Source organism: bacterium (assembly GCA_022616075.1).
Classification (GTDB): Bacteria; Acidobacteriota; HRBIN11; order JAKEFK01; family JAKEFK01; genus JAKEFK01.
This window is the reverse complement of the sequence record JAKEFK010000005.1, coordinates 1-12,238: the sequence shown is the minus strand read 5'-3', so window position 1 is coordinate 12,238 and position 12,238 is coordinate 1. Positions and strand designations below refer to the sequence as shown.

General features: G+C 49.3%; 14 protein-coding genes. 9 read left to right on the top strand and 5 right to left on the bottom strand.

Going from position 1 to position 12,238, the window contains the following annotated elements; all coding sequences use genetic code 11:
* Positions 1-13 precede the first annotated feature (13 nt).
* On the bottom strand, positions 14-2,812 hold the full coding sequence (locus tag L0156_00350) for a peptidase (protein ID MCI0601441.1): 2,799 nt from the start codon (positions 2,810-2,812) through the stop codon (positions 14-16).
* A gap of 93 nt (positions 2,813-2,905) precedes the next feature.
* On the opposite strand from L0156_00350, the gene L0156_00345 reads away from it, so the two are divergent.
* Positions 2,906-3,604: an alpha/beta hydrolase gene (locus tag L0156_00345; protein ID MCI0601440.1), complete on the top strand. Its 699-nt coding sequence runs from the start codon at positions 2,906-2,908 to the stop codon at positions 3,602-3,604.
* A gap of 64 nt (positions 3,605-3,668) precedes the next feature.
* On the opposite strand, the gene L0156_00340 is transcribed toward L0156_00345, so the two are convergent.
* Complete coding sequence (locus tag L0156_00340) at positions 3,669-4,037, bottom strand: VOC family protein (protein ID MCI0601439.1); 369 nt, start codon at positions 4,035-4,037, stop codon at positions 3,669-3,671.
* A 70-nt stretch (positions 4,038-4,107) separates the two neighbouring features.
* Positions 4,108-4,866: a molybdate ABC transporter substrate-binding protein gene (gene modA, locus L0156_00335; protein MCI0601438.1), complete on the bottom strand. Its 759-nt coding sequence runs from the start codon at positions 4,864-4,866 to the stop codon at positions 4,108-4,110.
* A gap of 106 nt (positions 4,867-4,972) precedes the next feature.
* Here modA and L0156_00330 point away from each other — a divergent pair, with 106 nt between their 5' ends.
* Complete coding sequence (locus tag L0156_00330) at positions 4,973-5,938, top strand: hypothetical protein (protein MCI0601437.1); 966 nt, start codon at positions 4,973-4,975, stop codon at positions 5,936-5,938.
* Positions 5,939-6,002: 64 nt separating this feature from the next.
* Here L0156_00330 and L0156_00325 read toward each other — a convergent pair whose 3' ends face one another.
* Positions 6,003-6,149 (bottom strand): hypothetical protein, encoded by a 147-nt coding sequence (locus tag L0156_00325; protein MCI0601436.1) that lies wholly within the window; start codon positions 6,147-6,149, stop codon positions 6,003-6,005.
* Positions 6,150-6,430: 281 nt separating this feature from the next.
* Between L0156_00325 and L0156_00320 the strand changes: the two genes are divergently transcribed.
* The 4 genes from L0156_00320 to L0156_00305 all read left to right on the top strand — a co-directional run bounded on the left by L0156_00320 (position 6,431) and on the right by L0156_00305 (position 8,922).
* Positions 6,431-6,589, top strand: a complete 159-nt coding sequence (locus L0156_00320; GenBank protein ID MCI0601435.1) for a hypothetical protein — start codon at positions 6,431-6,433, stop codon at positions 6,587-6,589.
* A complete protein-coding gene (gene dapB / locus L0156_00315; GenBank protein ID MCI0601434.1) occupies positions 6,586-7,392 on the top strand; it encodes a 4-hydroxy-tetrahydrodipicolinate reductase in 807 nt (268 codons plus the stop codon). Before L0156_00320 ends, dapB begins: the two co-directional genes overlap by 4 nt.
* A gap of 82 nt (positions 7,393-7,474) precedes the next feature.
* Complete coding sequence (locus tag L0156_00310) at positions 7,475-8,071, top strand: dual specificity protein phosphatase family protein (GenBank protein MCI0601433.1); 597 nt, start codon at positions 7,475-7,477, stop codon at positions 8,069-8,071.
* Between the two features lie 83 nt (positions 8,072-8,154).
* On the top strand, positions 8,155-8,922 hold the full coding sequence (locus L0156_00305) for a sulfite exporter TauE/SafE family protein (GenBank protein MCI0601432.1): 768 nt from the start codon (positions 8,155-8,157) through the stop codon (positions 8,920-8,922).
* Between the two features lie 196 nt (positions 8,923-9,118).
* On the opposite strand, the gene L0156_00300 is transcribed toward L0156_00305, so the two are convergent.
* Complete coding sequence (locus L0156_00300) at positions 9,119-9,346, bottom strand: rhodanese-like domain-containing protein (protein ID MCI0601431.1); 228 nt, start codon at positions 9,344-9,346, stop codon at positions 9,119-9,121.
* A 313-nt stretch (positions 9,347-9,659) separates the two neighbouring features.
* On the opposite strand from L0156_00300, the gene L0156_00295 reads away from it, so the two are divergent.
* The 3 genes from L0156_00295 to L0156_00285 form a co-directional block, all read left to right on the top strand.
* The gene (locus tag L0156_00295; GenBank protein MCI0601430.1) at positions 9,660-10,694 is read left to right on the top strand and encodes a peptide-methionine (S)-S-oxide reductase; all 1,035 of its coding nucleotides are present in this window, start codon (positions 9,660-9,662) and stop codon (positions 10,692-10,694) included.
* A 16-nt stretch (positions 10,695-10,710) separates the two neighbouring features.
* Positions 10,711-11,472, top strand: coding sequence for a LytTR family DNA-binding domain-containing protein (locus L0156_00290; protein ID MCI0601429.1), 762 nt, complete (start codon positions 10,711-10,713; stop codon positions 11,470-11,472).
* Between the two features lie 263 nt (positions 11,473-11,735).
* Positions 11,736-12,238: carboxypeptidase-like regulatory domain-containing protein (locus L0156_00285; protein ID MCI0601428.1), on the top strand; the 503-nt coding region annotated here is incomplete at its 3' end.

Here is a 12,238-nt window from a genome sequence, read left to right as displayed (position 1 = left end):
GCGTTTAAAGAGCTCAAGGAACTGCCGGAGGCAGACTGGACCAGTTCAGAATCACATTCCATAGCAAACGATAATCCGAGTGATTCAAATCGCGATGCATCGGATTGAAATTGAAAGCGATTACGCGTCCGCGACCTGCTGGTAAATCCAGAATCGCAGCATGTCCCTCAAGATCATCGGTGCTCTTCATCCCACCGCTTACAACCATCGGCGCTTCTTCCTCTTTCTTTTCATCCTTCTTCTCTTTTTGATCCTCTTTTTCCACCTCCCGTTCCGGTTTCGGCAGGCGCGTTCCCCATTGCATCACAATCCATCGGCGATCCGCAGGACGCACCGAATAGACCTGATAAGATTGGCGAAAAACCGAAGTTGTTTCCGGATAACCATATGCGAGCGGGTGATCGTATCGAATAAATTTTGTTCCGATCTCCACTCCGGGTGAAGTGACCTCGCTGCCGCGGCGTACATTGCGCACCAGTCCCCCTTCCAGCGGAAGCGCCGAGCCGTTTCCGAGTGTCACCAGCAGACCGCCCTGTTCTAAAAAGTCTGCAAGATTTGCTATCCCTTTCCATCCGATTCCGCCGGTGATGTCATTCGAAGCAACAGGAACTCCATGATGAGTGAATTGCGCAGTTTTTGTGTAGGGCATCGGGCCGAACTTTGTATCGATTCCATGAATCTGAGTTTTGAGATCCTGGTAATTTTCAGGGTAGATAATGAGATCAAATTGATCGCGCAACTTGCCTGCGCGAATCTCTTCATCACGAAGATACGTGTACGGAATCTTTTGCTGATCCAGAGTCATCCGTACCCAACCCGCCATTTCAGTATCGGCCCATATTGTCCACAGACCGATGCGCGGGAGTGGTGAATCGTGCCGCTTCACATCCGGCGCATTGCCGGCGCTTACGAAATCCAGCGCCAACTCCTGCGCTACACGATCGAGTGCTTGCCGCAGTCCTTCCTGTCCGGCGATGATCCAGGAGCCTCGCGGATAATCGATTCCACCGGCTTTGAAATTCTGTTCGGCAATCTCGATCTTAAAATTCGCCAGCTGCACACGCGTTGCCAGCAACGACTCCTGCCCTGTATCTTTTAGCAGGAACACAGGGCCATTTCCCTTCACCTGACCGCGCACAACAAGAGTAGCGGGTAGTGGTTCGAGCCCCACTTTCAAGATTGCTGCATCATCGATCCGTTTGGTTTCAACGCCGTAATGCACCGGAAACGCCCATGCGATGTCATCATACGGCTCGTATGGGGTATCGGTCGGAAATTCTTGCGGCACGAGCAAATCCACAGTGTAGTTTCGATACGGTTGATCGAGCCGCACTACGTAACTCCCTTTCGGAAATTCACCCTCTTTGACTTTGATCGCTGCTGTTGCGCGATGCACTTCGATTTTGTGACTGCGCAGCAGCTCCACCATTTGAGCCACCCGGCGCCGATCCCCTTGATCGGGCGCGATCACGAATGCATACGGATTTCCTTTCACACCTTTTTGCCAGGAGTTATAACTCCTCCGGTAAAAGTTTCGCAACATTTCCTGACCATGTTTTGCTGTGTAGCTCAAAACGGCGAGACAACCGGTTTGCATGTAGTTGGTGTTGTTGCGGAGTGACCACTGCATTTTCTTTTCCGGCGGCAAGGGACGATACCAATCCGGTTCAGTGACAGGCTTATCCACATAACGCTCCTGGTTCGGACGCAACACGCGCGCGACCGTTTCGGCGGTCGAGTTGCCGAACGTTTCGTAGCCGCGTCCCAGTGCGTTGTGGTTCATCGCCAATGAATCAAGATAATGATGTCCCCACCCTTCGCCGAAACCCCAGGTCCACACTCCCGGCATTCCAAATCCAGTAAGCGTAGTCATTTCATGCAGTGCCGTTTCAAATGCTTCGTTGATTACAAGGGGATCCAGATTCGGATTCCACGGCCCAGTCCCGTTCCAGATCAGAAGCAGTGGAATCGACTCATGCAGATCGTGCATGACGGTCGGGTGGTAGTTGTAAAACATTTTGTGGACCGCTTGCGTGAGCTTCAACGCATGCTGATGTGTGTCGCGGTTGTTATCGTGAAAAACATACTTACCCCAGAATGGAGGAGTGCGCCTCGGGAGATTGTCAAAATCGGTTTTTCCTTTCAGGTAGCGGTAGAACCAGTCCACAACTTTGTCGCGACCATCCGGCTCGGACACCGGATTGATCAGCACAACAACATTCCGCCGAATCTCTTGGATATGCGGTTGTTCGCTGACTGCAAGTCTGTAGGCCATTTCCATTACCATCTCCGGACTTCCGGTCTCCGTAGAATGCAGCCCTGCGTTGAAGTAATAAATCGGTTTTGCAGTCGCGATGATTCGTTCCGCTTCTTGTGGTGATGTCTTGCGTGGATCGGCCAGCGCCGCTGTGGCTTGCTGAAGCTGAGCAAGATTCTTAATGTTCTGCCCATCGGATACAAGCACGAGAAGTATGTCGCGCCCCTCTTCTGATTTTCCGATTACTTCTACATCCACGCGGTCGGATGCTTTCGCCAGTTCGCGAAGGTAACCGTAAATCTTTGCTGTATGCGATAATTCGCCCGCCGCCCCAACAACATGTCCCAGATATTTTGTAGGAGATGGGACTGTAGAAGAATCCGGAACATAAGCTACCCAGGGATTCCCGAATTTCGTTTCTGTTGTATAGCGTGCGATAGCTTGAACAGACCCCGCTTCCGGCGTGTCCGGGTCATACGGATTCTGCGCAACAACAATCAGGCTCGTAAGAAAAATGAATAAGCTCAAAGTTACAAAGCGACGTACATTCTGCATGCATGACCTCTCTTGGTTTGAACTCGGAACGCAGGTTCATTATAGACATGTCTGCTTCAAGGTTACATACTGCTTCATGAAGGAGCCAATGATATGTATATCAACCGGATCTTCTTTTCTGTTGCCTTCCTTTTGATACTCATTGGAACCGTTGCTGCAGAGCCGAATGATGCAGTGACAGTTTCATTTCCCACGGAAGATGGTGGTGAGATTTTCGGCGACGTTTATGGCAGGGGCGATCATGCACTGATTCTGGCTCATGGCGGAAGATTTCATAAAGGGAGCTGGCAAAAGCAGGCGCGAGAACTCCAGGCAGCAGGATTTCGGGTTTTAGCGATCGACTTCCGGGGTTATGGACAATCGCGTGGTCCGGGCCAGGAAGATCCGATGAGCGCGCCATTGTACCAGGATTTGTTAGCCGCGGTCCGTTATTTGCGCCAGTCGGGCGCCAAAACAATTTCGATTATTGGTGCAAGCATGGGTGGCGGTGCTGCTGCAGATGCTTCTATTCGCTCAATCGCCGGTCAAATCGAACGGATTGTTTTCCTTGCATCCATCCTCAATAGTCCGCCGCAAAAGGTAAAAGGGCGCAAACTGTTTATCGTGGCGCGAGAAGATACACGCGGTGACGGTGTTGTGCGACTCGTGAAAATTCGCGAGCAATACGAACAGACTCCTGACCCAAAAGAGCTGATCATCCTGGAGGGTTCCGCACATGCTCAGGCAATTTTTGAAACTGATCAGGCTGCGCGGCTCATGCTGGAAATTCTGCGGTTCCTTTCAGCGCCGTAAGACACAGAATTAAGGAAAGCCAGCATTCATGAAAATGCTCAGACTGCATTGAAGTTGCTCAAAATTATTTCTTGAGTAGCTCTGCAAATGAGATGGATAATCCATCGGGATCCTGACACACGGCTAGACGAATCCCTTCATTTTCCTGGTTCTTGGGCGGCATGGAGAAACGTATACCCTTCTCTTTTAGTTCCTCGTAAACCATATCCAGGTTCTGTACCTCAAATCCGATTGTGCAACTGCCGGCGGCGCGACCACTCGGGTCCGCTATGGCCTCTCCCAAATGAAGAGCAAGAGTCGTAGAGCCTGTTTCAAATTCAGTCCATCCTGGTGATTCAAATCTCAGTGGAATACCCAGTTGATCGCGATAGAATCGGATGGATCTTGTCATTTCTGAAACGTTGATCATGATGTAACTTACCGTCTGAAACATTTGTTCTCTCCTTCAAGAGTGTCCTGTAACATATGAATGTTTCTATACTAGACTATCAAGTCTGTTTTTGTCAAGAATCGGAGAGCAGAAATCCGTACTTCAGATAAATATCCAGAACCCTGGGGTTCAGTAGAAAGTCATAGAATTTCTTAGCAGCGTGAAAATCCTTTGCGTGCGTCAGAACTGCGAGAGGATAACTGATCTTAGGGCCTTCTCCTCGGGGGATTTCATGCGCGATCCTGACTCGTTTCGATACGCCGGCATCGGTTTTGTACACGATTCCAGCGTCTACATTGCCCGATTCAACTGCTGCGAGCGAAGCACGAACATTATCGGTAGGAATGAGCCGATCCATGACCTTGTCCCAGATTCCAATTTTCTTCAAATATTCTCTCGCATAGATGCCGGCTGGGACAGTCTGCGGTTCTGCAATCGCGATACTTCCTTTCACGTTAACAAGGTCCGCAGCGGAAGAGAATTTTGCATTCGAATCTGTCGTAACAACAATCACCAGAGTATTCGACAGCAGCGACTTCCTCATATCTTTTCGAATCAATCCTTCCTTTTCCAGACCGTCCATCTTCCCCTCATCGGCGGAGAAAAAAATGTCGCCAGGCGCCCCCTCCTGAATCTGCCTTGCCAGAAGACTGGAAGCGGCAAAGTTGAACGAAACTTTCTCTCCTGTCTTCTGTTCATAAAGCATTCCGGTTTCCTTGAGGGCGTCCGCAAGACTCGCAGCAGCGTGCACCAGGACTTCCGCGCGTGCCTGGTAACCTGTTCCCACCAACAGTACGACTACAGAAAATATGATTGCCGAAATGTGGTTCATATATCGCTAGATAATAACCTGAAGTGCACACCCCAGCTGTATAAAACCAATTGACAGTTTTTCCGCTCAGTTCCCGCTATTCCTATATGGGAGGAAGGGAACACATATGTCAACGATTACGCGAAACCAGTTTGTCAATGAACTTTCTGCGAAACATGGCGTCATCGACGTCAACAATCTGAGTGATGGACTCAAAAAAAGTCTGGAAGTGAATGGCATTTCTGAAAACCAGCTGAGAGCGATTGCCGGTCCCGATGGACAAATCAAGGGGAAGGAAGAATTTCAGAAGCTTTATAAAGCTGTCGATCGCTATGAAATAGGAAGCCCAAGGTCCTTTGAAACACATGCCGAAACCTGCGGCGGTAACGTAATGAAAACTACAGGAGGAAAACTGTTCGATGCTTTCAAAAATGAGGTCGAACAAAACCGTTTACAGTCGAAGTATGGAGATCCGGGAATCAGATCAAGGAGACAACCGGAGCTCAAGATGAGCGATGCTCTGGTCGTGCCGGCAGAACAGCGCAAGAATCACGTGATCCTGGACGTAAAACATGTGAATCAGATGGATCTCTATCCGACGGACGACGAAAAAGCGCAGAAGGCTTGCAGAGAAGCCGCCGAAAAACAATTGAAAGACTTCAACAAAGCGAATCACAAACCATCGGATTTAAATGGTCCCGATCAAGCCATTCAAATTGCATATGGCGAAGATAAGAATGGACGACTCAAAGCAGATTCCACTCAAGCACAAGTTGCGCGCGACTACATCGATAAGAAATTGGAGAACGGTCAGCCGGTTCTGGTGGGTGTGAGCCATGACCGGCTCGGAATTAATAAGGACAAGATGACCGATCATTTCGTCACGATTATCGGTCGTGGTTACGATAAGGATGGCCGTCTTTATTACCAGTTCCGAGATCCGGGCGCCGCGAAAGGACATAGCCTGGGAAAATTCTACGTTGATCAGGATACCGGCAAGCTTTTCAAACAGGGAGATGGACTTAGGAATCCCAGCTACGTCCGGCAAATGGATTACGAAGTAACACAGGTGCGTACCTATAAGGGCGACTGATCCGGACGGTGTGGTTGCGAGCGTTAGGATAGCTTTGGCAGCATCTTAAAGCGTTTGCCATTTTTCATTCTATATACTGAGAAATCACGATGGTCCAGTGTGAGGATGCGATCAATTCCAAGCTCTTCCCCATACTCACCATCGTAGCGTCGGCCAGGTCCACTGGTAAATCGTGATACTTCTTCCTCATCTCCCGGCACCGCTCATTCATGGATCGGTTAGGATGATGGATCTGTAAACCTCCTCTATTGCTGAATTCCCAGAGATCATCCTGAATCTGCGGGCTGAAATTCAGCAGGAAAAAGCATTCCGTGAGGACCGCCCAGGTGGTCCCCAGCTGTTCATTGACTTGCTGTCCGCCTTCATGCTTGACGCATTTGCCATTTACAACTCTTTATCTTTCTTGTATAGCTTTCGGGCCTGAGGCTCCATCAATGTAAGTGGCAAACCTTGGCTCAGCTGAGTATGATTGTACTCAGATAAGGGAGAGTAGTGATCAATAGACTGTTGGCGGCGATTGTTGCTTTCTGGCAATCCCTGTTCAAAAAGGCAGAGGAACCCCGCGCGAAAAATAACGTGCAAGATGTCGATGAAGTTGCCCGGACTTTTTACGGTGATCTGCTTGACTCGGAAAAGAAAAGAAAACGATGAACAAGCATCTCAATGTCTGCGTGGGGGGTGCTACAGGATGGACCGGGTTGCCCTTATCCCGCGAAATTCTTAAAACCAAAGATCTCAGCCTGGTCGGGGCAGTTTCGCGCAAACGCGCGGGGGAGAATTTCGGTGAAATTCTTGATCAACCGAATCTGAACTTGATCATCCAAAAATCGGTTGGCGACGCACTGACCGTACCCACGGACGTTTACATCGATTTCACAAGTGCGAACGTAGTCAAAGATCACGTTTTAACCGCGTTGAATAAAAGGGTGCATGTGGTGGTGGGAAGTTCCGGTTTGACCGATCAGGATTATCTGGAGATTCATGAAGCAGCGTTGCAAAACGGAGTCGGAGTGGTCGCATGCGGAAATTTTGCAACTTCAGCAATTCTGTTGCAACGTTTTGCATGTCAGGCTGCTCGGTTCCTCTCGCACTGGGAAGTGATCGATTATGCTGCGGCGGGCAAACCGGATTCGCCGAGTGGTATGGCGCGGCAATTAGCTTTTCGACTCTCCGAAATTCGCAAACCGGAAATGGAGCGCCCCATTTCCAGTACAGTAGGACCGGTTGAGAGCCGCGGCGCAACTTTGAACGATACTCAAATTCATTCGATACGATTGCCCGGTTTTGTGATCGGGTTGGAAGTCCTCTTCGGCGAGAAGGATGAACGGTTAAGCATTCGTTACGATGCGGGAGCGAGCCCGGCGCCTTATCTGGCCGGCGCGCTGATCGCGATCCGCAACGTCGGCAGCTCGACCGGATTGATCCGCGGGATCGATTCCTTTCTGTTCCAGTAGTCACAAACGTGACACAGGTTTGACAAGTTTTGCCATTGTTTTTATCTTAAGAAATCAAGTACTAGAATCGGAGGTTGAAGAGGTGACCGGTTACAAAAAAGCTTCCCGTTCTTCTGGAATCGTCGCTTTTCTCCTGCTGGCGCTTTCTGTTGCGGCTCCAGCGGAGGACATCAAGAATCTATCCACTATTAAGAATTTCGGACGCATTGCTGATCACTATTATCGCGGTGCTCAGCCCGAGGGTCAGGACTATGTGGATCTCGCAGCGCTAGGTATCCGTACGGTAATCAATCTAACGAGCGATGATGCCGAAGCCGATGAAAAATCCTTGGTGGAAAACGCAGGGATGAATTATTACCAGATCCCGATGACCACACATCAGCCACCCACCACAACCCAACTTACCGAATTCCTCAGACTCGTTAATGATCCTGCGAGTCAACCCGTTTACGTTCATTGCGTTGGAGGCCGGCATCGCACCGGCCTGATGACTGCCGTGTATCGAATGACGCAAGGGTGGGATGCTGATCAGGCATATAAGGAAATGAAACAATATGACTTTGGGCCCAGCTTCCTGCATCCTGAATTCAAGAGTTTCGTTTTCGAGTATTACAACGGATTGACGCAGACAAAGACTGCACCGGCGCAAGCTGTTGTCAGCACGAAAGCTGGCAACTAAGAAGTCTTTCAGGGTTTATTGAGTACGTCTTCTTACGCATCTCCGCAGCGTGGTTATCCAGACTATAATTCTGAACACGAGCGATGTTCGGGATTTCCTTCTACCATATTATTTTGTTATTTGCGGCCGCCTTCGGAGCGGGAACCATCAATGCCGTAGCGGGGGGCGGAACACTACTCAGTTTTCCCGCATTGATTTCGATCGGACTCGATCCAAAAATTGCAAATGCAACCAGCACAATGGCTCTCTGGCCGGGATTAGCGGGTAGCCTTTTAGGATACCGGCGTGAGCTTCAAGCGGGACGTTCATTCATGATCCAACTCGGGTTGGTCAGCCTGTGCGGAGGAGTCCTCGGAACGTTCCTATTGATTAAAACGCCTTCTGAAACTTTTGCCCGACTCGTTCCTTTTCTGATTCTGTTCGCTACGCTTCTTTTTACCTTGCAAGAACCGGTCACACGGTGGTTGAAGTCTCGTTCCACACTGAATGATACGTGGCGGATTCCCGCTGTGATGATTCAATTTTTGGCCGCTACTTACGGAGCGTATTTTGGCGCAGGAAATGGCATTCTGATTTTAGCTGCTCTCGGGCTGCTGGGGATCAGCGACATACATGTGGCCAACGGTCTCAAAATTTTTCTCGCAATTTGCTTAAACATTGTTGCGATTATCGGATTCATTTTTGCAGGACTGATATCATGGCCTCCCGCGTTTGTGATGGCGATGGGAGCTGTTGCGGGCGGCTATTTCGGAGCAAGTGTTGCGCGGCGTTTAAACAGATCTCTCGTCCGGGGCCTTGTCATTCTCATCGGACTTACGATTGGCATCTTGATGCTCTTCAGGATGCGTTGAAACAAAGAAGTTCAAAAAACATAGGAGATAAACCGGATTAAAGGATAGAACGGATATTTTTTGGTATGAGCTTCTATCCCTTTGTTTCTTGAACAAGCAGGCCGGCATCGATCCAATCTTGCTTGCCGCCGGCATAATCAACGACGTTTGTGTACCCCATAGCCGCCAACTCACGGGCGGCTTTATCGGATGCGTTTCAGGTAGGACTTGCGCAATAAACAATTATCAGTGCATTCTTGTCCGGCAGAATGAATGGCGCCAATTCTCTTAAACGATCCGGTGGAAGATTCAGGGCGCCCGGAAGGTGAGCTTTCCTATACTTTTCTTCGGGCAGAGTCTCCACAAGAAAGAAATGTTCTCCCGATTCGATTTTTTTTTCGAGCTCGTCACGATCAATCGTTTTAATCGTTGGTTCCGCTGACATGGACCACCTCTGCTATGTAAGTTATACCCGATTTACTTACTGACAACTCCCAAGCAGGCTGGAAGCCGAGGTTGTTGAATAATTCAGATCGCGGGCGGTCCTAGAGTGGGAGCGCGGGCATCTTGCCCGCAAAATGCTTGTCGAGCAAACACGTTTTTGCGGACTGGAAGTCCGCGCTCCAATTGATTATTCAACAACCTCAGCATGCGCTTCTTACCGGAGATAGTTGGCGTTCTCTCACTTGTTCTCTCACGGAAACCGCTTGTGACAATCCCATTGTCGTCTAAATGTCCTGTGCTGTACTCTTCTGCGCATGATGAAAAATTATCGTGCCATTTTGTGGGGCGGATTGCTATGCGGCACTATGGACATCACTGCCGCAGTCATGGTTTACGGTCTTTTATGGGGAAGAGGCGCTGAGCGCATTCTGCAATCGGTCGCTAGCGGCCTGCTTGGCTCTGAATCCTACGATGGCGGTTTGATTACCGCTTACCTGGGCCTTCTGTTGCATTTCTCGATTGCGTTCGGCGCCACAACCGTCTTCTATGCCGCCAGCCGCAAAGTACCGCTGCTTTTGAAAGCGCCTGTTATCTCCGGCATCCTTTATGGCATTGCGGTTTACTTCTTCATGCAACTGGTGGTGGTGCCACTGTCAGCTTTTCCCCACAGCATCACTCTTCTTCCAAAAAGCCTTGTGACCGGTTTAACCATACACATCTTTTGTGTAGGTTTACCCATTTCGCTGACGGTCAGCCGTTTCTCGAACCGTCCCGATCCAAGTTTAAAACGCGCGGGGTTAACTATGAGCAATTCTTTCCGTTTACTGATCTCTACTATATTCATTCTAACTTTAGCCCAAACTGCGTCTGCGCAAACAAAAACGGGCACGGCAACATTTGCCGGTGGCTGTTACTGGTGTATGGAAGAAGCTTTTGAGCATGTGGACGGTGTTGTTTTTGTGAGTTCCGGTTTCACTGCCCAAATTGAAGCGATTCAGGTTTTGTATGATGCTGAGAAAATCAGTTACGAGAATTTACTGAAAGCTTTCTGGAGAAACATCGATCCAACCGATTCCGAAGGTCAATTCTGTGATCGAGGATTTAAGTATACCAGCGCGATCTTCTATCATGACGATAAGCAAAAGGCGGCGGCGGAAGAATCAAAACGCGAGGTTCAAAAGATGCTGAATGAGGAAGTGATCACTCCCATCCTCCAGGCCACGCAGTTTTCTCCAGTCGATGAAAAACAGCAGGACTATTACAAAAAGAATGCGTTTCAATACAAGCGTTACAAGATGCAATGTGGTCGTGAACGCCGTTTGCGGTCAATTTGGAAAGAAAAGGATTGAATAAATAGGAAAAACTATGTTGCGCGCTCTTGTTCTGGACAGCGATCCTGTTGTGCGGGCCGCAGTCATCGAGCTTTTGTCAAATGATTCTGCTAACTGGATCATTGAAGAATGCGTCAACGGATTGGAAGCGATTCCTGCGTTGCGCGAGTTCAGGCCGGACGTTTTTATCTGTGAAGTGGAAACCCCGGGCCTGGACGGTTTTGCTTTGCTGGAAACTATTTCAGCTAAAGATAGACCGGTGACCATCTTTCTCAGTAATCTCGATCACTTTGGTTCGCGCGCTTTCGAAGTTTCTGCGGCCGATTACATAGTAAAACCTGTTCGCAGCGAACGCCTCCTTCTTGCTCTGGAGCGGGCCCGGAGAGAAATCGAATTCTCCAGGAACCAGGGAGCCTGGCCTTCAACGCGGCGGAATCCGAAGCAGATTGCAATTAAAAGTGGTCGCTCTGTGATCTTCATAAAACCGGAAGAACTGGATTGGGCAGACGCTGAAGGAAAATATGTTCGCCTTCATATCGGGAAAGAAGTGCTCTTTCTAAAAATCAGTATTTCTGCTTTAGAATTGGAATTGGATCCTCTTCAGTTTGTGCGAATTCATCGTTCTACGATTGTGAACGTCGATCGGGTTCGCCGCATACAACCCTGGAATCACCGAAGAACCTACCAGTTAACTCTACAGGACGGAACTCATCTCGTCCTGAGCCGTAAATCCAAACTTCGCGCAGTCAGCGGAAAAATCATTCCGAGCCTTAACGAAACCTCTTCTCTGCTGTAAATTTCTTCGAGAATTTCTTCGACTTTGCGTCTTTGCTTTGGATTCCTGATTCAACTTTACGTTCCATGCGCGAAGTATGCAGAAAATGGCGCGAATCATTCGCTTTCAGGAATGAAACGCGCGGTTCTGTCTGGAAAAATGTTTTTCATAGCGAACTAAACTTTGATTCTGCCGATCCTGAAATCTTGATCTATTCTCGGCCGGCCTTTCTGGCATCTCCCTTGCTCAAGATAAAACGAATTTCAAAACAATATGGAGTAACTATGAAACTAAAGTGGTTTGTACTGGTGGCGGTGCCTTTATTCGTTCTAGCGCTTGCCTTTTCCGCTTCGGCGCAGGTTGCGACGAAAGCGGGATCAGTTTTCGGTAAAGTGACAGACGATAAAGGGGCTCCGCTGCCTGGCGTAAGTATTACGCTTGAATCTACACAGATTCAGCCTCAGACCGCAACGAGCGGTCCGACCGGCGGTTTCCGTTTTGCGAACCTGCCTCCGGGAACGTATGCTGTGACGTTTTCCATTGAAGGCTTCACAGAAGTGCGTCAGGAAGACGTGCGCGTTTCCATCGGTGGTTCGGTCAATCTGGAAATCACGTTGAAGCCGACACTGGCAGAAGAATTTGTCGTTGTCGCAGATACGCCGGTTGTGGATACCAAGAAGACCGGTAATGAATCCACATTCAACCGGGAATACTTGGACAAAGTTCCCAGCGGTCGCGACCCGTGGGTCATCATCGAACAGACCCCCGGTGTTGATAATGACCGTAT